Below are 21,418 nucleotides of genomic sequence, written 5' to 3' on the forward strand. Positions count from 1 at the left end.
AACAGAAGAAACGGATGAAGCAAGTGACGAAACGAACAGCCGAGAAGAACCTACAACAAAAGAAACGGATGAAGCGAGCGACGAAACGAACAGCCGAGAAGAACCTACAACAGAAGAAACGGATGAAGCAAGTGACGAAACGAACAGCCGAGAAGAACCTACAACAAAAGAAACGGATGAAGCGAGTGACGAAACGAACAGCCCAGAAGAACCATCAAAAGAAAAAGTTAATGGTAAGAAACAACAAAATAATGAAATAGGAAATATTAATAAAAAAAATACTTCATCTTTTAAAGAGAAAAAAGATGATAATAAATATAAAACATTGCAAAAAAATAAAAATTATCGAAATGATCATTCAACAACTAAGTCTAATAAAAACAATCAGGATTCAACTGTTTTTAATCAAAAAGAACGTCAAAATGTAACTTCTAAATCAACGCAACCAAAGCAAAATCAGAAGATACTTCCATATAAAGAGAATACTTCATCCAATGTTTACTCGAAAAATGCTAATCAAATGAATAATTCTCAAAATAGTTTTTCGAAAACAATGATTAATCAATTTTTTTCACGACACCAATTTGAAAAAAATCAAAACAATTTTGAAATAGCCCATTCAAAAGAAAATAATCTATATTCCCGAAATGATAGAAAACAAGAATACACTTATTCAAATGTATATCAAATAGAGTCCAGATTTTCAGAAAATATCTTAAATAGATTTAATCAATATGCAAAAGGTGCTTACAAGTATAATCCTTATATTATTAATAAGGTTAGTCATTTAGATGATAATGGTGAAAAGATAACGAATAAAGATTTTCATCATTTAATTAAAAAACAAAAATTTGATAATCAAAATCTAAATACACTACAAGAGAATTCTCAATACTTTAGATTTCAATATTTTAATCCACTTAATGCTAAAGAATATTATAAAAATTTAGATGAGCAAGTTTTATCATTAATTACAGGTGAAATTGGCGCCATGCCGGATTTAAAGAAGCCAAAAACAAATCATAATAATGAAATTGAGGAAGAACAACATAAAGAAGTCATTACTTCTTCTAGTAAAAAAACAGAATCAAAATCATATACAAAAACTTTGAGTATGATTTTGATTCCTACTTTAGTTTTAATATTTTTTACTATATTAATAATTTATGTATATCAATATTTAAAAACGAAAAAAAATTAAAAGGGAATGGGAAAAAATTCATTTTGATTCGTCATCCCACACCGGCTTCGAACCCCAACTTTCGTTGGACGTAGACTTTTTTTAAAAAAGTCATTATGTTGGGGCCCCGAACCCCAACTTTCGTTGGATGTAGACTTTTTTTGAAAGGCTTTATGTTGGGGCTCCGAACCTCAACTTTCGTTGGATGTAGACTTTTTTTGAAAGGCTTTATGCTTGGGAACCACTAGTATTGATGAAAAGATTGATACAAATACATTTAAAACTCAGTCATCGACTGTCGACATAAAAAACGCTTGAAACAATCCATTATGTTCCAAGCGTTTTTTTTAATTAAGATAAAAATAAACTAATTAAAAAAGTGAATAATAAAATGGGCTTGTTGTTTTAAATGATTTAATGTATCGCCAAGGAAAAATTGCATTATTACAACGAAACCATTTTGAAGCATATGAATAAGTATTGGAACAGAAATTCTCTTTGTTAATGTATAGGCTAATGAAAGAATCATTCCCATGCCAAAATAAATAAGAATAAATTTAATATCATTATGGGCTAAAGCAAAGAGTAAAGAACTTATAATAGAAGCAATCAAAAAAGCAATGATTCTATTTCCTTTAATTCGATCATAAAGTTCACCAAAGAACACTTTTCTAAATACATATTCTTCTAAAATAGGGCCTACAAACGAGATTAAAATAATAAAAATAGGGAGCTGTTTTGTTACAGCCATTATTCGTTGCGTATTTGGACTTTGCTGAGGGTGTCCAAAAATCCAAATATTAATTATTCCAGCAATAACTTGATACAACATAACTATGAAAAAGCCAAGTATAGCCCATGGAATAATATAACGCTTCGGTTCTTTATGTCCTTGTTCTAAGTTTGTAGGATTCTTAATGTTGAAATGAAGAGAGATAATTAAAATTGCTGCAATTATAAATAAGATAACTTGAGTATATACACCAGCTCTAGCTAAAGCCATACCTGATAAACGACTAAATATAGGCGTTTGTGCTAGAACTAAGGGTAAAAATTGTGCTAAAGCATATATAATTAATGTTAGTATTGCCACCCAAATTCTTGCCATTTGAAACCTCCAGATTAAATATCAATAATCATTATTTTATCGTAAAAAACTCAGATGTAAAAGTAAGAGAAGTTTTTTACTTGAAATATTGACCAAATTTGATTATTATAAAAATTAGATTAGCACTCATTATATTAAAGTGCTAAATAGACCCTGCTAAGGAGGAACAATCATGCTTAAACCATTAGGAAATCGTGTGATTATCGAAAGAAAAGAACAAGAACAAACAACTAAAAGTGGAATCGTTTTAACTGATAGCGCAAAAGAAAAATCTAACGAAGGTGTTGTAGTTGCAGTAGGCAACGGACGTCTTCTTGATAATGGTGAGACAGTTGCTCCCGAAGTAAAAGAAGGTGATTCAGTAGTATTTCAAGAATATGCTGGATCAGAGATTAAACGTGGAGAAGAAACCTATTTAATTTTAAATGTAGAAGATATATTAGCAATTATAGAAAAGTAAAAATAACAATATAAAAATTGTCAAAAAAACATGATTTATATTATTGGAGGTTGTATAAATGGCTAAAGATCTTAAATTTTCAGAAGATGCACGACAAGCAATGTTACGTGGTGTGGATAAATTAGCAAACGCTGTTAAAGTAACAATTGGTCCTAAAGGTCGAAATGTTGTATTAGATAAAGAATATGTTGCACCTTTAATTACAAATGATGGTGTAACAATTGCTAAAGAAATTGAATTAGAAGACCCATATGAAAATATGGGCGCAAAATTAGTTCAAGAAGTTGCAAATAAAACAAATGAAATTGCTGGTGATGGTACTACAACTGCTACAGTATTGGCACAAGCAATGATTCAAGAAGGTTTAAAAAATGTAACAAGTGGTGCAAATCCAGTTGGTTTACGTGAAGGTATTGATAAAGCAGTAAGAGTAGCAGTTGAAGCATTACATGATATTTCTCAAAAAGTTGAAAATAAAAATGAAATCGCACAGGTAGGCGCAATTTCTGCTGCGGATGAAGAAATTGGTAAATATATTTCTGAAGCAATGGACAAAGTAGGTAATGACGGTGTTATTACAATTGAAGAATCTAATGGACTTGATACGGAATTAGAAGTTGTAGAAGGTATGCAATTTGATAGAGGGTATCAATCTCCATATATGGTAACAGATTCTGATAAAATGATTGCTGAATTAGAAAGACCATATATTTTAGTTACAGATAAGAAAATTTCATCATTCCAAGATATACTACCTTTATTAGAACAAGTTGTTCAATCAAGTCGACCAATTTTAATCGTGGCAGATGAAGTTGAAGGGGATGCATTAACTAATATTGTATTAAATCGAATGAGAGGTACTTTTACTGCTGTAGCTGTTAAAGCGCCTGGATTTGGTGATCGTCGTAAAGCAATGTTAGAAGATTTAGCAATCTTGACAGGTGCCACAGTGATTACTGACGATTTAGGCTTAGAGTTAAAAGATGCTTCTATCGATATGTTAGGTACTGCAAATAAAGTAGAAGTAACAAAAGATAATACAACTGTTGTAGATGGTGATGGAGACGATAACAGTATTGATGCACGTGTAAGTCAAATTAAATCACAAATAGAAGAAACAGATTCGGACTTTGATAGAGAAAAATTACAAGAACGTCTTGCTAAATTAGCTGGTGGCGTAGCAGTCATTAAAGTTGGTGCTGCCTCTGAAACTGAATTAAAAGAACGCAAATTACGTATTGAAGATGCATTAAATTCTACACGTGCTGCAGTTGAAGAAGGTATTGTCGCAGGTGGCGGTACAGCATTAGTTAATATATATAATAAAGTAGAAGAAATAGAAGCAGAAGGTGATGTTGCGACAGGTGTTAATATAGTTCTTAAAGCTTTATCTGCACCGGTGCGTCAAATTGCTGAAAATGCTGGATTAGAAGGATCAGTCATTGTTGAAAGACTTAAACATGCTGACGCTGGTATTGGATTCAATGCTGCTACAAATGATTGGGTAAATATGCTTGAAGAAGGCATAGTCGATCCTACTAAAGTAACACGTTCAGCTTTACAACATGCTGCAAGTGTTGCTGCAATGTTCTTAACTACTGAAGCGGTAGTTGCAAATATTCCAGAACCAGAAAGCAACGATAATGCTGCAATGGGTGGCATGCCAGGAATGATGTAAAAAGACCATTAAACAATGTAAAATCAATGTTTACGATATCCAATGGTCATAATTTGGTCATAGAAAATTTAAAAATATAATAAAATACCGATAGATTCATTCAAACCTATCGGACATTAAAATAATTCTTTATTGACGTTTTCCATGAGTTTCAAAACTTTTGGAAAACGTCTTTTTTTGTATAAGTTCTTAAAAGTTCAATATGGCTTTGAATAAACATTACTTGTTTTAATGACACGCTGTACAATTAATTATATTAATAAACATAAATAGATAGGTGGACAAGGAATCATAGTCAAGATATAGACAATCATATTATCAACGACATTTATGAAGACAGTTCACTTTGTGATATATTTTTGGAGGTTAAAGATAAATTTAATTATATTTTAAAACTGAGTCAGCACATGATTGATAAATTTATTGACAAGTTTATCACGCCACATGTTGTGTTTGACTGATTGAACCAAAACCTATAATAAAATTTCGTAAAATAATCGAGCTTTTTAGTTATATAGAGTGTTAAAATACAAGAAAAATAAAGAGAAATTGTAATGTCAAAAAAATATGAAGAAATATTAGGATGGATCGCAACCACTTTATCTATAATGATGGTATTCAATCATTTATTCACATAGATGATGCAGTAGAAATAGCGATTCAAGCTTTAAACTTTGACTCAGGTGTTTATAATATCGTTGATGATGATCCCGTTGAAGGTGATGAATTTGCTGAATGGTATGCAAATTTATTAAATGTTAATCCTAATATAAATATTGAATCTGCACCTTCTTTCGAACGTGGTGCAAGTAATAAAAAATTCAAAGAACAAGGTGGAACATTGATTTATACTACATGGAAGGATGGAATGAATCCTATTAAGTAGTTTAAAGTCATGTTAAATAAGTAATAATTCTTTATATTAGGAAGAGTAAGACAGAATTCACTTTGAATTGGTCGTCACATCTTGGATTCGAATTCCCAACTTATGTTGAACAGAGATTTTTTTGTTCTTACTAGCATTGAAAAAAGCTTGGTACAAGTGTATTATCAACTCAATCATCGATGGCTAACGTTTAAAAATGTCTAAGACAATTCATTATGTCTTAGGCTATTTTTTATTGATAATTATTTACTAAAATAAACATATGATTATAACGTTTATTAAACAACTAATATATATAAATTAATAAAAATTGAAGTATAATGTAATTAAATGAAGTATTTCGATAATACATTTTAAAGGAGGATCATCAATGAGAATTAACATTCTACAGCACACACCTAATGAGGGTCCTGGAGTAATTAGAGATTGGGCTATTGAGCATCATCATGAACTTTTTACTTACCATCCTTATTTTAATGGTGGCATACTACCTAGTGACGAAGAAACAGATTTACTTGTTATTTTAGGTGGACCAATGAGTCCGAATGATGGTGATAAATGGATTCTTGAAGAAAGAGAATTAATTAGAAATTTAATGCAACAAAATAAACCAATATTTGGTGCATGCTTTGGTGCTCAACAAATTACAAAAGCACTTGGATATACAGTCACTAAATCTCCTGTGAAAGAAGTGGGGTGGGGAAAGGTATATCTCGAGTCATCTATCATTCCTGATATTCCAAAAGAACTGATAGCGTTACATTGGCATGAAGAAACATTTTATATTCCTGAAAATGCTCAATTATTATTTTCAAGTCAATATTTAAAAAATCAAGGATTTATTTTAAATGAAAATATTATAGGCTTACAATTTCATTTTGAGCCAGCATCTAATGATATAAAAGAAATCGTTATAAATGATGCCTCATATGTGGTTGACTCTGTGTTAAAGCAAACACCTGCACAAATTATTAATCAAGAAGTACCAATAGAAAATAAAAAAGTGATGTTTAAAATGTTGGATTTTATTACAAGTCACTAAAAAATAGCGAGAGACATAGTCGAAATGTTTCTCGCTATTTTACTAATTAATTATTTTAAGTCATCAATTGCTTTAGCAATTGAATCAAAAACATGTGGAATATCATTTTTTTCAACGCAACTAAAAGCAATACGAATATCTGTATCATTAAGTGCAATAATACCGATTGAATAGTTATCAATTAAATGAACACGAAGTTCTTCAGGATTAACCCCTATTACTTTAAGTGCCATAAAATATCCAGAATTGAAATCATATGCTTGCCAATATTGTTTATATTTTTTATCGTAAACTACTTCTTTTGTTACTTCATAACGCTCTTGTAATGTTTTTACATTATCTTGAATTTCTTTATCAAATTGTTCATGATTCTCAAGTACATATTTAATTGCACTTTGAGAAGGCATTGCTCCACTTGAGATATTACTTCTAATTAATCCTTTTACTTTAGCCTCTAATACGTCTTTAGCTGTTTGATTACTTAAACCAAATGTGAGGAAGCCAACACGTAACCCCCATGCAAAAAATTCTTTTGTTGCACCGTCAAGGCGTATTGGTAAAATATTTTTTGAATCTAATTGAGTTATAGCAGTGAAAATAGATTGTGAATAGACATCTTCGTAAAATAAACCATAGTATGCATCATCGACAACTGTAATTACTTTAGTGCCTTTTTCTGATAGGCGTTTAATTGCTGAGACAATGGTATGAACTTCATCAGTATTAGGTGTATAGCCTGTTGGATTATTAGGATAATTTAAGATAATAATTGCTTTATCTTGTTTGAAGTTATCTAAAGTAGATACAAGAGAGTTCGTTGTATAATGTCCATCTTGATCAAAAATAGTATAAGTTTCAATATTTGCATTGTGTCTTGTATTAAAAATAAGTTTATAGTTACCCCAATTATGTGTTGGTAATAAAATTGTATCTTCAGCATTGACAAATAAATCAGCAACTAAAGATAAACCATGTGTTAATGCATTCGTCACAATTGGACGGCTTATAGATGAAGCTGTTAAATCAGGATTTTCTTTTAACATTTTTTGTTGCCATACATCTCTTAAAGATTCAATCCCTTGTGGTGGAGCATATGGGAAAATTTCATCAGGAGAAAGATGATTATAGACATCAAATAACGTGTCTGCATACATTTTTCCTTTGTCATTAGTTGCCATACCAATTGTTGCATTGTATTTTGTTGCTTTAGCTTCTGCAGATTGAGACAAAATACCTTTTGGATAGAACATAGATTGACCTAAATCTGATAACATACTTAATATTGCAGGACTTTCGTCGACTAATTGATCATTTAACTTTTGTGCTAAAGGGTTCATATTCATAACCTCGCTTTAAATTGTTATTCACATTATATATTATCTTGAATTTAAAAAAATATAAAGTTTTCTAATAGAAAATAGATAAAAAAAGAATATCATCCAAAATAAGAACATACGTTCTGTTTATATGTTAAAATATATTTAGGTCATCATGAGATATGACACTTTACTTTGTGGAGGTGTAGTGTAATGTCGTGGTTATTAGAAGGTTTAGTTACACTGATAACAGGGAGTATTCTTGTTATATTTAGAGTATGGTTAGAAACAAAGTGGAAAAATAAATAAGATGACCTTACACAAAAAATCCCTAACTTGTTGTGGCGAGTTAGGGGTGTGCCGTTTAATTTATGGATACACATGTATTTTAACATAAGATATATACAATTCAATTTTAATCAAATTAATGATTAATACATAGAAAATAATAAATTTGATATAATTACAATAACGAGGTGACTAAAAAATGATGAAACACCTAACAAAAATTTTTGTAGGTTTAGCTATTGTTTTGTTTGTCATTGGATATTATCTACAAGCTACAGGACACGAAAGTCAAGGTATAAAGTTATTATTAGCTGCCATTATGTTTATGATATGTGCATTTATTAATCGTAGCAATGACAGACGTAAAAATAAAAAGTAATCCATAAAAAACTATGATGCCATTACCAATTTAATGTCGTATCATAGTTTTTTTGTTTAACTGTATTTGTAATATATATACAATTTTTACCACATGAGTACATATTCAATCTTATTTTTATTGTTATTCTTTACAAACCTGTATATACTGTGTATATTAATTATATACAGTTTTTAAGGGGGACATCAATGAAAGTTATTTTGAAAAATACCAGTGAACAGCCCATTTATGAACAAATAAAGCAACAAATTAAAGAAAATATATTAAAAGGTTATGTTGAAGCTGGTAGTCACTTACCATCTATGAGAGAACTAGCTAAGGATTTACAAGTAAGTTTAATTACAACAAAGCGTGCCTATGAAGATTTAGAAAAAGAAGGGTTTGTCACAACAATAAGAGGTAAAGGAACATTTGTAAAAGAACAAGATAGTTCAATTCTAAAAGAAAAACAATTTTTTGTAATTGAAAATCTTGCACGTTCAATGGTAAAAGAAGCCAAAACAATTGGTATGCCTCTAAAAGAATTGAATGAAGTGTTAGCTTTAATTTACGAGGAGGAAGATGAATGAAAGCGATAGAAGTTGAACATGTAAGTTATAACACTAAAACTTTCCAAATTGAAAATCTTTCATTTACTATTCCTCAAGGATTTGTTACAGGCTTTATTGGGAGTAATGGTGCAGGAAAGACAACAATGATTCGATTAATAATGGACTTACTTGAACCTAATACTGGAGAAATTAAAATTTTAGGACGACAAATGAATGAATCAGCAAAATGGATAAAAAATAAAATTGGCTTTGTATACTCAGAGATATATTTTAACCAACAATGGAATATAAAAAAACTAGAAAATATTATTTCTCCTTTTTATTCTAGGTGGGATAGTCATATATTTCATCAATATTTAAAGCAATTCAATATACCAAGTCATCTTAAAATTAAACATTTCTCTAGTGGAATGAAAATGAAGTTATCTTTAGCAATTGCTTTAAGTCACCATGCCGAGTTATTTATATTGGATGAACCAACAGCAGGTTTAGACCCCATTGTAAGAAATGAAGTCCTAGAAATACTTCAACAAGAATTAATAGATGAAAATAAAACTGTTTTTATTTCTACCCATATTATTTCTGACTTAGAAAAAATAGCTGACTATCTTGTATATATAAAAACAGGTAATCTTGTACTTGAAGGTTATTGTGATGATATAAAAGAGGATTATTTTATTATAAAAGGCGATACTAAGGATTTAGATGATGAATTAAATCAACTCCTTTTATATAAAGAAGAAAAACATACAGGTTATGTTGGTTTTACAAAGCAAGGCCAAGTATTTAAGGAACTATTTGGAAATCAAGTAGAAATAAAGCATCCAACAATTGAAGAACTAATGATTTATCTTGAGAAAATTAAAGAAACCAATGACGTTCAAACTCAAAATAGAAATGGGTTGATGGCATGAAGCAACTTTTAATAAGAAATTTTAAGTTAAGGTATTGGACACTTATCATTTATTTAGTGCTTATTGTTATTAATCCTATTTATACACTATTTTTTTCAAAAACAAGTTATGGCTTTGCTTTTTATATACCACTTGCCATTACATTAATGATTATAAGCATCTTAGATTCAGGTCAATTATTTAGAGTACATAGAAGGTTAGGTGGAAAAGAAGCTTATCTTTTCTATGAAAGTTTGCCAATAACTAAGAAAGAATTGCTTAATGCGAATTATTTAACATGTATAATATTAACGGTTTTAGGAACATTGATTATTGGATTATATAATTTTCAATCAACAAATATTCAGGTAAACGAGTTGCGTTATTCAACAGCACTTTCATTTTTGAGTGTAAATTTATTTAGTATTCCTATTGCCTTTAGTAAAAGTACAGAAAGAAAAAGAGAATATATTTCATACACTGTTTATATCATTTTAATGATGCTGGTTATACCGATGGCAATTGCATTTATCTTTTTAGCTATTAATTTATTTATCTTTCATAATGCACTTGATTTAAATATATTTAATAAATATTTAAGTATTGGATTGGTTATTATAAGTGTGATTTGGCTAGTTATAAATTATTTTATTCAATTAGCACGCATTAATCGTAGTTAGAATAAGGAGGGCTTTTATGAAATTAGAAAATATTACTAAAACGTATGGTAATAATAATGTATTAGACCATATAGATTTTGATTTTGGAGATAGCAAAATTGTAGGACTCATTGGTAAAAACGGTGTGGGTAAAACTACACTAATGAAAGTTATGAATGGAAATATTATTAATTACAAAGGTAAAGTTAATTTAAAAGATAATGAAAATATTGGCTATCTCATTGAACATCCAAAACTTTATGATAATAAAACGGGTCTTTATAATTTAAGACTCTTTGCTCAAGTGCTCGGTCAAGGATTTGATAAAGCATATTCAGATAAAATTATTGATGCTTTTGGCATGCGTCCTTATATTAAGAAAAAAGTTAAAAAGTATTCAATGGGTATGAAACAAAAGTTAGCGATTGCCGTCTCATTAATGAATAAACCAAAATATCTTATTTTGGATGAACCTACAAATGGCATGGATCCAGATGGTTCAATTGATGTTTTAGAAACTATCCAATCTTTGGTAAATGAATTAGATATGAAAATTCTTATCTCAAGTCATAAATTAGAAGATATTGAATTAATTTGTGATAGAGCTGTCTTTTTAAGAGATGGAAATTTCGTTCAAGATGTCAATATGAAAGATGGTAGTACAGAAGAAAGTACTTCTATTACATTGGGCAATGATGATTTTGATCATGCGTTGAATTATTTAAAAGAACATTTTAATGTTATTCATTCTTATAAACAAAATGGAGTAATTCTTATTAAAGCTCAACGAGATTATCAAGCATTGCTTAAATCGCTTGCACATATTAATGTGTATCCTAAATATATTGAAACACGTAAAAGTTCCCTTCGAGATACGTACTTTAATATTAATCAAAGAGGTGACCATTAAATGAAAAGTTTACAATTAGTTAAATATGATATTTTAAGTTTCTTTAAAAGTTATTTAACATACATCGCGCTTATATGTATCTGGGGTATCATAATAGCGATGACTGTGTTATTAGCCAAAAATAATGATAAAGTCGATTATTCTATGATATTACCAATGGCAAATTGGATGTTTCTATTCTTTGGTTTACTTGTTGTTATTAAAACAATTACACGTGATTACTCTCAAGGAACGATTCAACTTTATATGAATAAAGTGAAAAATAGAGTAGGTTATGTGATAGCAAAAACAATTTCAATTATTATCTTTTCGTTCATATTTACACTGATTACGTATATTACCCTTGTAGTTATTCAAGCTTTGACAGATGGTAAAAATTTAAATGGAGATAAATTCTTAACGAATATTTGGTTCTATCTTATCTTTTTACTATTTTTTGGGCTATTATTGTTCTTAATTACTTTAATTGTTCAAAAACCAGCAGTGATTTTTACTTTAGGTATTTTTTTAGTATTTATCGTACCATTTTTACAGCCATTTTTAGGTTTAATTCCTGAATGGGGAGATAATATTCAAAAATCACTTAAATATATACCTTTTAGTTACTTAACAGAAAAATCATCATCAGATACTATTAAATTTACGAATTGGCAATGGTTCATCTCTATTGCATCTATCGTTATCTTATTTATTGCTAATGTACTTTATAGTGCTAAACGAGACATTTAATTTAATAAATTTTTTAATTAAACTGGCGACAATATATTTAATTTTTGTTGCCAGTTTTTATATGCATTGTAAGAGGATTTAATAATTTTTGTGAAGATAATCTTAGTTATGATATATTTAAAAAAACAAGTACATAAGTGGTGATCCTATTGCATATTAAAAATAGATGGGTTATCTCATTTTTATTTATTGTCATTTCTTTTTTAGTTGTCCTAGGATTGACAATTTATAACAATGAAAAAACGGTTGATTTAAGTGACGTAGAAATAAATCATTTGAAGCTTAATGAAACATTTGATAACTCAGAATATAGTTTAAATAAGCATGTGAAAATAGATAGATATGTTTTTTATAATCATAAGAAACACACAAATTTAACCATAAAAGTGAAGGAAAAGCATCATAAAGTTAAAGGAATTATATTAGTTAAAGATACTTCTGTTAATACAAATTTTGGTGTTCATATAGGAGACCAAATTGATGTAGTTATAGATAATCTAGGAGATAATTATGATAAAGATAAGATAGGTAAAGGTTATGATGCTTTAGTATATCTTGATAAAGAGCATCACATGAAATTATCAATTTTATATAAAGATAATATCGTTAAGCGAATTGAAATCTTTAGTCGTTGATAGCTAATAAAATTAAATTTATATGTTAAGAAAGTATGTGAAATAGAAATGGACAAAATTACTTTTTTGAATGAACTAGAAACGGAGCTTGATGATTTACCACGTAAAGAAAAAGATAAAGTGATGAATGAATATGAAGATATTTTCTATAATCAAGAAACAAAAGGCAAAACAGATGCTCAAATATTAGATGATTTAAAAAATCCTTATGCTATTGGAAAAGAAGTAAAAGCTAAAGAAGCAATCTCACATGCTAAAGTTACACCTAGTTTTCGCAATATTATAAAAGCTATTATGGCATCATTAAGTTTGGGTGTTATTTCGTTTTTTCTAATTGTTATTCCAATCGTTATATTTTTAATATTTTTAGCCTTTATTTTCGTCATTTCAATTGTGCTTACGTGTTTACCTATTTTATTAATTATTATTAGTATTCTTAAAGATACTCCTGACTCATTTAGTAATTTTCTTTACAGTATTTCTTATGCTGGTATAGGTATTCTAGTGTTAGTTGCAATAATAAAGATTGTTCAAAATTTATATAAACTTGTTTTGAAATATTTGTCATGGTATATAAAAATAATTAAAGGAAGAATCCAATGATGAAAAAATTAACAATAAGTGGATTAGTTATATTTGTTGGTTTTTTTATAGCAGCAACATTAGTATGGTTTGTTCATGATAAAGGTATATATAAACGACTAAAATATAATGAAACGTTTCATCAGTCAGCTATCTCAAAATTAAATATAGATAGTTATAGTTCTGATATCACTATTAGTCAAGGACCTGTATTTAGAGTGAAATATTATGGGGACAATAGTATTAAAGTGAACACTCAAAAAAATAGCTTAAATGTTAAAGAATCACGTTCATCTAAAAGAGGATATAGTTTTAATTTAAATCCTTTTAAAAGAAGTAAGTTCAACATACATATAACCATTCCACCTGATAAATTAAAACAGTTAAACATTGATGCTAAGTTAGGAAAATTAAATATCAATAATATAGATATTAAAAAAGCTAGAATTAGAAAAGATGGAGAAAATTTAAATATTAAAGAAGCTAAGCTAGATCATATAGATTATTATAGTGATCATGGAAGAATTAATATTATGAATAGTGACATTAAAAATAGTCAATTTAAAGTAAAAAACTCTAATATTTTGGTGAATAATTCTACGTTAAAAAATGGATTATTCATTTCAGACGAAGGAAAACTTGATTTTAAAAACATGCCAAGTCAAATTGATATGAAGTGTTCAAGTAAAAAAGGTGATATAAATATTGATTATAAAACTAAGCCTGAAGACACCTTGTTAAAACTACATCCTGGAATGGGTGAAAGTAACATTAAGAATCCTTATTTTAAAGATAGTAAAGTAGGTAATAGTCGTAATATTATAGAGTGTTACAATATTAAAGGTGATATAAATATTAAATAGTATGAAAAAGATTAGACAAACGTTTACTAATTAAAATTTAAAACGTTTGTCTAATCTTTTTTATTAATGCGTAGCAAAAGTTAAAGAAGTATCTAGTCGTCCAGTAAATTCTGTTAAGTCAAGGTCATTACCATCTAACCATGATTGAAAGTCAATGGAAAGAGGTGGTTTATTCTCACCTAATGTCATCCAAGCCTTTAAATATTTAGGTTCATACATTGATGTATGAATCGTTCCCGACCAACTTTTAAACAACTTACTATAAATTTCATATTTAGGATCGTTAAAAAGTTTAAAAGCAGTATGTTTATCTAAATCTTGTGAAGTTTGACTAATTGTACGCTTAAGACGTTCTCTAGATTCTTTAGTATAGTTACGATTTTCGTGTGTCAATATTTCAAAGTGATTAGTACAAACTTTATCATATCTAACATCAAATGAGCGTGGCGTAATTTCTACAATTGCATGATTTAGATGCTTATCCATTAAAATATAACTAAATGAACTTCTATGGGGTAACTCTTTTAGAAATTGAATTGCCTCTTTTACGTCTTTACAATATTCTAAGATAAGTCGTCCTACCATATAACATACAAATCCATTTGCAGGATGCTTACGGTGCATAAAATTATATCCCATCACAAGACCTGCTTCATTCATACCATCCATTCGTCCGGTGACTCTAGAAGTTGGACCTATTTGTGCGAGCCCACCATCGTTCGGTTGATATAGAAGGTATCTACCGTCATATGTAGAAGGGTGATAATCATAGTTACGAACCATATAATCTTTCCCTTGAAAAATCGTACAGCCACTTTCTTTTAAATCAGTAAAACGATAGTGACCAAAATTTAAAATCATTTGTTTAGTCGGTAAATTTAAAATCTCTTGCATTCCTAATAATTCTTCCCATATTTTTGGTGCATACATTTGGAAAATACTGTAAGTTTCATTAACATCAATGTCAAAACGAGGCATACGCTTTTTCCATTCACGTTCTCTATTTTCTAATAAGAGCGTCTGTTTTAACCATTGAGCAGTTTTAATACCTAAATCAAAATGAGATCCACGAAAGGTCATAATATCTGACTTAACTTTTTGCATCAAAAATCCTCCTGCCATTTGTTTTTATAATTTATATTGAACAATAGTTTAAATTGAATTTAAAGTCATATGATAGAAATCCACTATATCATTAAAAATAAAGTAATTTGTTAAAATATTTTGATTTTAAAAAAATCTTTAATTTTAGGTTTGAATAATATATAAAAAGGTATATGTTTAATCATAACGTTAACTATGGTAAAATTAATTAATGTAAACGTATTTATTTTAAGTACAGAGGTGAAAGATAAATGTGGAATTTTATTAAAGGTTTATTTAAATTCTTATTAAGCTTTACAGCTATTACAGCATTAGTTGTTGGCGTGGTAGTAGTAGTATTTGGCTTTATTTTCAAAAAAGACTTTGAAGATATCGAAAGAAAAACAAAAGAAATCGTATCTGATATTGAAAGTAATAACGCTTAATTAAAAGATATGGAAATATTCCAGTAATTTCATTTGAAGTTACTGGTTTTTTTTATTACTCTAAAATAAATACTGTTAGCTAATATAAAATTTAAATATATTGAATATAATGGAGGCATTGGAATGACAACCAAAGGTTATATTGGGTCTTATACAAAAAAGGAAGGTAAGGGTATATATTTATTCGAACTTAATGAAGATAGTGGAGAAATACAATCAGTAGATACAGGTTATGATATCGAAGCATCTACGTATCTTGCACAAACCGAACAATTTTTGTATGCAATTACTAAAGAGAATGAGGCATGTGGCATAGCTGCATTTAAAAAAGATGAGGATGGTCAACTTACACTTATTAATAAGTGTTTAGATTCAGAGAACGGAACAGGTTGTTATATTTCTGTTTCAAGTGATTATAACTTCTTGTTTGAAGCGGTTTATACTGCTGGAATAGCACGTATATATCAACTTAATCCTGACACAGGCGAAGTGGTAAAATTAATTGAAGAGTTAGAACATAGTTATCCAACTGGAACACATGAACGTCAAGATCATAATCATGTTCATTTCATTAAAGAAACTCCTGACCATAAATATGTAGCTGTGACTGATTTAGGTGCAGATAAAATTGTAACATATACATTCGGAGTTGAAGGTTTTAAAGAACATGCGGTATCAGAATTTCATACTGAAGATGGACCACGTCATATTGAGTTCCATAATAATGGAAAATACGCGTATGTTGTTCATGAATTATCTAATAGAGTAAGCGTCGTACAATATCATGACGGAAAATTTGAGGAAATTGAACGTCATTTAACAATTCCTGAAGATTTCACTGGAGAAACTAAATTAGCAGCTGTGAGACTTTCCCACGACGAACAAAATCTATATATTAGTAATCGGGGACATGATAGTATAGCAATATTTACAGTAGTCGATGATGGAAAAGGAATCAACCCAGTTGAAATAGTAAAAAGTGGGGGAGAATTTCCGAGAGATTTCAATATAACTGAATCTGATGAATACCTTGTATGTGCACATCAAGAAGGAGAATACGTTTTGACAGTATTTAGACGTGATACACAAAGTGGTATGTTGACTGCTACTGACAATCAATATACTGCACCTGAAGGCGTATTTGTTGATTTCTTAAATCCATCGCTATAGATAAAAATCATCCCTATAATGTGTACATGTATGAAGTAAGTCATTATAGGGATGATTTTTATAAGTTTTTAAAAAATGTTCTAATATATTTAAATTTACCTTTGTAAGGTGGATAGATAATACTTGAATCTAAACGGGTAGATTTAAAAATATATGATTTCATATGACTAAATGTATTAAATGAATATTTGCCGTGATATTCGCCAATTCCTGAAGCACCTACGCCACCAAATGGTAAATTTGGATTAGCTAAGTGCATTAAGGTGTCGTTGATTGCACCGCCACCAAATGATAATTCTTCTAGTACGCGGTTCGTCGTATTTTCATCTTCACTAAACAAATATAAGCTTAAAGGTTTAGATTTACTTTGAATAATATCCATAGATTCATTAAAATCATCGTAGACGATTATTGGTAATAATGGACCGAAAATTTCTTCTTCCATAATTTTAGATTGTGGTGTAATGTCATCTAAAATTGTAGGTTCAATATATTGTTCATTTTCATCAGTATGGCCACCGAAAATGACTTCATTATGATGTATTGCTAATAATTCAGAAAGGCGATTGAAATGTTTTTTATTAACAATACGTCCAAAATCAGGGCTATTCTGAATATTCTTACCATAGAATTCTTCAATAGATTGTTTAAGTGCTTGAATTAATTCATTTTTAACTTTTCTATTCACTAAAATGTAATCTGGTGCTACGCAAGTTTGACCAGCATTAGTGAATTTACCAAAGCTAATACGATCACTTGCTACTTTAATATTAGCAGTTTCATCTACAATGACTGGCGATTTACCGCCAAGTTCAAGTGTGACGGGAACTAAATTTTTACTTGCAGCTTCATAAACAATGCGCCCCACATTTTCGCTACCAGTAAAGAATATATAATCAAAAGGAAGATTAATTAACGTTTGAGTTTCTTCAATGCCACCTTCAACGACAGCTATATAATCGCTTGTAAATACATCTTCAATAACTTTTCGTACTACTTGGGCAACATGCGGAGTAAGTTCAGAAGGTTTAATAATTGCGTTGTTACCAGCCGCTATAGCACCAATAAGAGGTTCGAATAAAAGTTGCACTGGGTAATTAAATGGACCGATAATTAATACTGTTCCATAAGGCTCAGGCTTAATATAGCTCTTTGATGGGAACATAAATAGTGGTGTATCTACTTGTTTAGTTTTAGACCAGCTTTTCAATTCTTTACGAGCTGTTTTTATACTTTTTAAAAGCATACCAATTTCAGTGGCATATGCTTCTACTGAACCTTTCCCTAAATCTATTTTTAACGATTCTAATAAATCTGTTTCATGGGCTTTAATACTTTTACTTAATAGTTTTAATTGTTGTTTACGGAATTTTATATCTTTAGTTTTATGTGTTCTAAAAAACTGTTTGCTTTCTTGAAATTGTTTTTCTATTGAATTCAAGTGTAGTACCTCCTGTATAGTAAAACGGAATACCATCATAGTGTGTTTTATTATATCATTTTAATTATATTTACCCAGATTAAAAAAATCTAAAAAAGGCTGAGATTTAATTAACATAATATCTCAGCCTTGTTATATATGAATTAAAGTAATTAATTATTTAGTTAAAATTTCAGTGATTTGAGGTACAACTTGTTTTTTACGTGAAACTACACCAGATAAGAATGCCATACCGTCATCTAATTGAACATTGAAAGCTTGACCTACTTTATCTTTTTCAGCACCGACAACTAAAATTTTAGAATCACTATTAATAATATCAGTGACAACTAATACAAATAAATCATATTTTTCGTTTGTACTTGTTTCTAACATCGCTTTTTCTAATTCATCTTTACGATTTAAAACTTCATCAATATCAACAGTATTGACTTGTGCGATACGAGTAACATAATCCCCCATATTAAATGATTTAGCATCCATATTTAATAATTCTTCGGCAGATTTATCAGTTGTTGAAGCACCTGCTTTTAACATTTCTAAACCATACTCATCTAAGTCAACATTAGCGATATCTTTTAAAGCTTTAGCAGCATTTACATCTTCTTCTGTACATGTTGGAGATTTAAATAATAAACTATCTGAAATAATAGCTGAAATCATTAACCCAGCAATTTCAGGTTTAATGTCAAAGTTACGTTCTTTATACATTTTATAAAGAATTGTAGCAGTACAACCTACAGGTTCTGCACGATAGTATAATGGACCTGCTGTTTCAAAGTTAGCAATTCTGTGATGATCTACTACATTCACGATATTCGCTTTAGCAATAGTTTCAGCACTTTGTTGGAATTCATTGTGATCAACTAAGATAACGTCTTGGCCTTCTAAATCATCATTTAATAAAGCTGGTGCTTCAACTTTAAAATGATCTAATGCATATTGTGTTTCAGCACTTACTTCACCTAAGCGATATGCAGTTGCTTCAGAATTTCCAGTTTGTTGTTCAAAATCAGCCATAATGATAGCTGAAGAAATTGCATCTGTATCTGGATTTTGATGTCCAAAAATATAAGTTTTTGCCATTGATTTATTCACCCTTATTTCTTAAATTTATCCTTATTTTAGCATGTTTTAATTGATAACTTCTACCTTTGCACCTAATGAGTTTTTGAAATGAGATAAAGCAAACTGATGACCTTCCTCATTAAATGATGCAACGCCTTGTTCAGGGATGATAATATTATAACCTAAATTATAAGCTGAAATTGCTGTATGAAGTACACATATGTCTGTACATACACCTACAATTTCAACAGTATCAATATGTCTTTCTCTTAATAAGCTATCTAAAGCCGTACCATAAAATGAGTCATAACGACGTTTATTTAAATAATGTACATTGTTTTCATTTTTATATTTATCAAAAAATGATTTTACTTCACCATATAAATATCGACCTGAAGTACCTTCAATGTTATGAGGCGGGAATAATTTAGTTTCAGGATGATATGGGTCCTCTTCAAAATGTAAATCCATCATGAAAAAGATATTATCATGATGATTTTGATATTGTTTGAGTCTTTCTACAATAAAATGCTCAATATTTTGGCCTGGTTTACCACAAGTCAATCGGCCGTCATCAGCGATAAAATCATAAGAATAATCTACAACAATCAATGCTTTATTAGTCATATTAAACATCCCTTTCTAAATAAATGTTTGAAACTCTTAACAAATGTATAATATTAAACTATAAATATAGTATATCTATACACCATTATGGTTACAAATAAATAGTTAATAACAACATAAGATTAAGATAGGGGATATAACATGTTGATCAATGCACAGGATTTTGGCTTGAAAGGAAATCATAAACGAAGAGACACTAAAGCTATACAAAAAGCGCTTAATGTCGCAAGATACGGAGAACACACAGTATATATACCATCTGGGACTTACTATATTAGTAAAGCATTAGTGATATATGATCATACAACTTTAATATTAGAAGATGATACTATTTTGCAGCGTCATTCTAGAGATGCATTATTAAAAAATGGGAGAAGATTTGGTTTCTACCATGGTTATCAAGGAAACGGACATATTAAAATAAAAGGTGGTATATTTGATATGAACGGTTCGAAGTATCCTTACAATAATACTGCAATGTCAATTGGTCACGCTGAAGATATTGAACTGATAGATATTACAGTACTTGATGTTGTAGGTGGACATGCACTTGATGCATGTGGACTCAATGGTTTATATATTAAGAACTGTAACTTTAAAGGCTTTTTTGATGTAAATGGTGACCGCTCATTCTCTGAAGCGATTCAATTAGATATACAAGTCCCCGGATCTTTTCCTAAATTTGGTACTACAGATGGAACGATTACCAAAAATGTCGTCATTGAAGATTGCTATTTTGGAAATTCAAGTCAACCTGGAATGCAAGCTTGGAATAGAGCGATAGGCTCTCATGCAAGTCGTTATAATCGCTTTTACGAAAATATTCATATTAGAAAAAATGTGTTTGATGGAATAAATGAATATGCATTAACTCCGTTAAAATCAAAAACAATGTTTATCTCTAACAATACATTTAAAAATTGTAATGGTGGAATTCGTTTTCTCGGAGTTAAAGATGGTAAAAATGCTGCTGACGTTTCTACTGGACAAGTTCAAAAAACTCAAGCTGGAGATAATTTTACTGTTACCGGTAATCATTTTGAAGGAGAAATGAAAAGAGACGCTATACATGTGAGAAGTTATAATAATGTAAAACATACAAATGTTTTTATTGCAGGAAATTCATTTGATCATACTACTCAAAGAATACATTTAGAAGATATTTCTAATTTGACATTTAATCAAAATGATAAAGTTAAAGTAAAAAAAATTAATATTGAATAGTATTTAAATTAAAATAATCAGCGCTTTATTGTAACTTTCAATAAAGCGCTTTCTTTTGTGTTATAATATTAATATGTATTTCAAAATAGTCAGATTTTCTATGGAATTTATTTGTAACATAACAGGTATTAAATTAAGTTTACTGAGATTGTGCCATATTTCTAAAAAAGAAATATATTGATTTAAGTTTCTAATTTTAA

General features: G+C 29.3%; 23 protein-coding genes and 1 pseudogene. 18 read left to right on the forward strand and 6 right to left on the reverse strand.

Translation table 11 applies throughout. The annotated features are described in order from the left end of the window. Positions 1–1,201: SdrH family protein (locus AC2FB1_RS02240; protein WP_490673652.1), on the forward strand; the 1,201-nt coding region annotated here is incomplete at its 5' end. A 346-nt stretch (positions 1,202–1,547) separates the two neighbouring features. On the opposite strand, the gene mroQ is transcribed toward AC2FB1_RS02240, so the two are convergent. After that, positions 1,548–2,288 (reverse strand): intramembrane glutamic endopeptidase MroQ, encoded by a 741-nt coding sequence (mroQ, locus tag AC2FB1_RS02245; protein WP_490673653.1) that lies wholly within the window; start codon positions 2,286–2,288, stop codon positions 1,548–1,550. A gap of 172 nt (positions 2,289–2,460) precedes the next feature. Here mroQ and groES point away from each other — a divergent pair, with 172 nt between their 5' ends. The 4 genes and pseudogenes from groES to AC2FB1_RS02265 all read left to right on the forward strand — a co-directional run bounded on the left by groES (position 2,461) and on the right by AC2FB1_RS02265 (position 6,354). Continuing rightward, complete coding sequence (gene groES, locus AC2FB1_RS02250; protein ID WP_490673654.1) at positions 2,461–2,748, forward strand: co-chaperone GroES; 288 nt, start codon at positions 2,461–2,463, stop codon at positions 2,746–2,748. A gap of 58 nt (positions 2,749–2,806) precedes the next feature. Further along, on the forward strand, positions 2,807–4,426 hold the full coding sequence (gene groL, locus AC2FB1_RS02255) for a chaperonin GroEL (protein WP_490673655.1): 1,620 nt from the start codon (positions 2,807–2,809) through the stop codon (positions 4,424–4,426). Positions 4,427–5,033: 607 nt separating this feature from the next. Beyond that, a pseudogene (locus tag AC2FB1_RS02260) lies at positions 5,034–5,312 on the forward strand (NAD-dependent epimerase/dehydratase family protein); the annotation flags it as partial. Positions 5,313–5,682: 370 nt separating this feature from the next. Next, entirely contained in the window at positions 5,683–6,354 is a 672-nt protein-coding gene (locus AC2FB1_RS02265; protein ID WP_490673656.1) for a type 1 glutamine amidotransferase, read from the forward strand. A gap of 50 nt (positions 6,355–6,404) precedes the next feature. On the opposite strand, the gene AC2FB1_RS02270 is transcribed toward AC2FB1_RS02265, so the two are convergent. Continuing rightward, on the reverse strand, positions 6,405–7,691 hold the full coding sequence (locus AC2FB1_RS02270) for an aminotransferase class I/II-fold pyridoxal phosphate-dependent enzyme (RefSeq protein WP_490673657.1): 1,287 nt from the start codon (positions 7,689–7,691) through the stop codon (positions 6,405–6,407). A 192-nt stretch (positions 7,692–7,883) separates the two neighbouring features. Here AC2FB1_RS02270 and AC2FB1_RS02275 point away from each other — a divergent pair, with 192 nt between their 5' ends. The 10 genes from AC2FB1_RS02275 to AC2FB1_RS02320 all read left to right on the forward strand — a co-directional run bounded on the left by AC2FB1_RS02275 (position 7,884) and on the right by AC2FB1_RS02320 (position 14,159). Continuing rightward, positions 7,884–7,979, forward strand: a complete 96-nt coding sequence (locus tag AC2FB1_RS02275) for a Trp-rich small protein (protein ID WP_490673658.1) — start codon at positions 7,884–7,886, stop codon at positions 7,977–7,979. A 181-nt stretch (positions 7,980–8,160) separates the two neighbouring features. Further along, the gene (locus tag AC2FB1_RS02280) at positions 8,161–8,337 is read left to right on the forward strand and encodes an SE1626 family protein (RefSeq protein ID WP_002455099.1); all 177 of its coding nucleotides are present in this window, start codon (positions 8,161–8,163) and stop codon (positions 8,335–8,337) included. 188 nt (positions 8,338–8,525) lie between these two features. After that, entirely contained in the window at positions 8,526–8,906 is a 381-nt protein-coding gene (gene pmtR, locus AC2FB1_RS02285) for a PSM export ABC transporter transcriptional regulator PmtR (RefSeq protein WP_490673659.1), read from the forward strand. Continuing rightward, on the forward strand, positions 8,903–9,802 hold the full coding sequence (gene pmtA / locus AC2FB1_RS02290; RefSeq protein WP_490673660.1) for a phenol-soluble modulin export ABC transporter ATP-binding protein PmtA: 900 nt from the start codon (positions 8,903–8,905) through the stop codon (positions 9,800–9,802). The genes pmtR and pmtA overlap by 4 nt, the downstream gene beginning before the upstream one ends. Further along, positions 9,799–10,461 carry a phenol-soluble modulin export ABC transporter permease subunit PmtB gene (gene pmtB, locus AC2FB1_RS02295; protein ID WP_490673661.1) on the forward strand — a complete coding sequence of 221 codons (663 nt, stop codon included), beginning with the start codon at positions 9,799–9,801 and terminating at the stop codon, positions 10,459–10,461. Before pmtA ends, pmtB begins: the two co-directional genes overlap by 4 nt. Positions 10,462–10,477: 16 nt before the next feature. Next, entirely contained in the window at positions 10,478–11,350 is an 873-nt protein-coding gene (gene pmtC, locus AC2FB1_RS02300; protein WP_490673664.1) for a phenol-soluble modulin export ABC transporter ATP-binding protein PmtC, read from the forward strand. Next, complete coding sequence (pmtD, locus tag AC2FB1_RS02305) at positions 11,351–12,079, forward strand: phenol-soluble modulin export ABC transporter permease subunit PmtD (protein WP_490673665.1); 729 nt, start codon at positions 11,351–11,353, stop codon at positions 12,077–12,079. A gap of 149 nt (positions 12,080–12,228) precedes the next feature. Next, positions 12,229–12,714, forward strand: coding sequence for a hypothetical protein (locus AC2FB1_RS02310; RefSeq protein ID WP_490673666.1), 486 nt, complete (start codon positions 12,229–12,231; stop codon positions 12,712–12,714). A gap of 48 nt (positions 12,715–12,762) precedes the next feature. Beyond that, positions 12,763–13,317, forward strand: coding sequence for an HAAS signaling domain-containing protein (locus AC2FB1_RS02315; protein WP_490673667.1), 555 nt, complete (start codon positions 12,763–12,765; stop codon positions 13,315–13,317). After that, positions 13,317–14,159 (forward strand): DUF4097 family beta strand repeat-containing protein, encoded by an 843-nt coding sequence (locus AC2FB1_RS02320; protein ID WP_490673668.1) that lies wholly within the window; start codon positions 13,317–13,319, stop codon positions 14,157–14,159. The genes AC2FB1_RS02315 and AC2FB1_RS02320 overlap by 1 nt, the downstream gene beginning before the upstream one ends. Before the next feature lie 63 nt (positions 14,160–14,222). Here the strand turns inward: AC2FB1_RS02320 and AC2FB1_RS02325 are convergent, their stop codons facing one another. Then, complete coding sequence (locus AC2FB1_RS02325) at positions 14,223–15,263, reverse strand: C45 family autoproteolytic acyltransferase/hydrolase (RefSeq protein ID WP_490673669.1); 1,041 nt, start codon at positions 15,261–15,263, stop codon at positions 14,223–14,225. Between the two features lie 251 nt (positions 15,264–15,514). Between AC2FB1_RS02325 and AC2FB1_RS02330 the strand changes: the two genes are divergently transcribed. Together AC2FB1_RS02330 and pglS are read left to right on the forward strand one after the other, a co-directional pair. Next, positions 15,515–15,688 (forward strand): hypothetical protein, encoded by a 174-nt coding sequence (locus AC2FB1_RS02330; RefSeq protein WP_490673670.1) that lies wholly within the window; start codon positions 15,515–15,517, stop codon positions 15,686–15,688. 123 nt (positions 15,689–15,811) lie between these two features. Then, a complete protein-coding gene (pglS, locus tag AC2FB1_RS02335; protein ID WP_490673671.1) occupies positions 15,812–16,858 on the forward strand; it encodes a 6-phosphogluconolactonase in 1,047 nt (348 codons plus the stop codon). A gap of 58 nt (positions 16,859–16,916) precedes the next feature. On the opposite strand, the gene AC2FB1_RS02340 is transcribed toward pglS, so the two are convergent. From AC2FB1_RS02340 to AC2FB1_RS02350, 3 genes are all read right to left on the reverse strand, one after another. Then, positions 16,917–18,335, reverse strand: coding sequence for an aldehyde dehydrogenase (locus AC2FB1_RS02340; protein ID WP_490673672.1), 1,419 nt, complete (start codon positions 18,333–18,335; stop codon positions 16,917–16,919). A 120-nt stretch (positions 18,336–18,455) separates the two neighbouring features. Then, the gene (locus tag AC2FB1_RS02345; protein WP_490673673.1) at positions 18,456–19,385 is read right to left on the reverse strand and encodes a manganese-dependent inorganic pyrophosphatase; all 930 of its coding nucleotides are present in this window, start codon (positions 19,383–19,385) and stop codon (positions 18,456–18,458) included. A gap of 48 nt (positions 19,386–19,433) precedes the next feature. Beyond that, on the reverse strand, positions 19,434–19,994 hold the full coding sequence (locus tag AC2FB1_RS02350) for a cysteine hydrolase family protein (RefSeq protein ID WP_490673675.1): 561 nt from the start codon (positions 19,992–19,994) through the stop codon (positions 19,434–19,436). A 141-nt stretch (positions 19,995–20,135) separates the two neighbouring features. Here AC2FB1_RS02350 and AC2FB1_RS02355 point away from each other — a divergent pair, with 141 nt between their 5' ends. Further along, the gene (locus tag AC2FB1_RS02355) at positions 20,136–21,218 is read left to right on the forward strand and encodes a glycosyl hydrolase family 28-related protein (RefSeq protein WP_490673676.1); all 1,083 of its coding nucleotides are present in this window, start codon (positions 20,136–20,138) and stop codon (positions 21,216–21,218) included. Positions 21,219–21,418: the final 200 nt, after the last annotated feature.

This window comes from Staphylococcus sp. CoH_129_LAB_1, from assembly GCF_058191515.1.

Coding starts and splice junctions, on each gene's coding strand:
- mroQ (WP_490673653.1), bottom strand. CDS start 2,288: ATGGCAAGAATTTGGGTGGCAATACTAACATTAATTATATATGCTTTA.
- groES (WP_490673654.1), top strand. CDS start 2,461: ATGCTTAAACCATTAGGAAATCGTGTGATTATCGAAAGAAAAGAACAA.
- groL (WP_490673655.1), top strand. CDS start 2,807: ATGGCTAAAGATCTTAAATTTTCAGAAGATGCACGACAAGCAATGTTA.
- AC2FB1_RS02265 (WP_490673656.1), top strand. CDS start 5,683: ATGAGAATTAACATTCTACAGCACACACCTAATGAGGGTCCTGGAGTA.
- AC2FB1_RS02270 (WP_490673657.1), bottom strand. CDS start 7,691: ATGAACCCTTTAGCACAAAAGTTAAATGATCAATTAGTCGACGAAAGT.
- AC2FB1_RS02275 (WP_490673658.1), top strand. CDS start 7,884: ATGTCGTGGTTATTAGAAGGTTTAGTTACACTGATAACAGGGAGTATT.
- AC2FB1_RS02280 (WP_002455099.1), top strand. CDS start 8,161: ATGAAACACCTAACAAAAATTTTTGTAGGTTTAGCTATTGTTTTGTTT.
- pmtR (WP_490673659.1), top strand. CDS start 8,526: ATGAAAGTTATTTTGAAAAATACCAGTGAACAGCCCATTTATGAACAA.
- pmtA (WP_490673660.1), top strand. CDS start 8,903: ATGAAAGCGATAGAAGTTGAACATGTAAGTTATAACACTAAAACTTTC.
- pmtB (WP_490673661.1), top strand. CDS start 9,799: ATGAAGCAACTTTTAATAAGAAATTTTAAGTTAAGGTATTGGACACTT.
- pmtC (WP_490673664.1), top strand. CDS start 10,478: ATGAAATTAGAAAATATTACTAAAACGTATGGTAATAATAATGTATTA.
- pmtD (WP_490673665.1), top strand. CDS start 11,351: ATGAAAAGTTTACAATTAGTTAAATATGATATTTTAAGTTTCTTTAAA.
- AC2FB1_RS02315 (WP_490673667.1), top strand. CDS start 12,763: ATGGACAAAATTACTTTTTTGAATGAACTAGAAACGGAGCTTGATGAT.
- AC2FB1_RS02320 (WP_490673668.1), top strand. CDS start 13,317: ATGAAAAAATTAACAATAAGTGGATTAGTTATATTTGTTGGTTTTTTT.
- AC2FB1_RS02325 (WP_490673669.1), bottom strand. CDS start 15,263: ATGCAAAAAGTTAAGTCAGATATTATGACCTTTCGTGGATCTCATTTT.
- AC2FB1_RS02330 (WP_490673670.1), top strand. CDS start 15,515: ATGTGGAATTTTATTAAAGGTTTATTTAAATTCTTATTAAGCTTTACA.
- pglS (WP_490673671.1), top strand. CDS start 15,812: ATGACAACCAAAGGTTATATTGGGTCTTATACAAAAAAGGAAGGTAAG.
- AC2FB1_RS02340 (WP_490673672.1), bottom strand. CDS start 18,335: ATGGTATTCCGTTTTACTATACAGGAGGTACTACACTTGAATTCAATA.
- AC2FB1_RS02345 (WP_490673673.1), bottom strand. CDS start 19,385: ATGGCAAAAACTTATATTTTTGGACATCAAAATCCAGATACAGATGCA.
- AC2FB1_RS02350 (WP_490673675.1), bottom strand. CDS start 19,994: ATGACTAATAAAGCATTGATTGTTGTAGATTATTCTTATGATTTTATC.
- AC2FB1_RS02355 (WP_490673676.1), top strand. CDS start 20,136: ATGTTGATCAATGCACAGGATTTTGGCTTGAAAGGAAATCATAAACGA.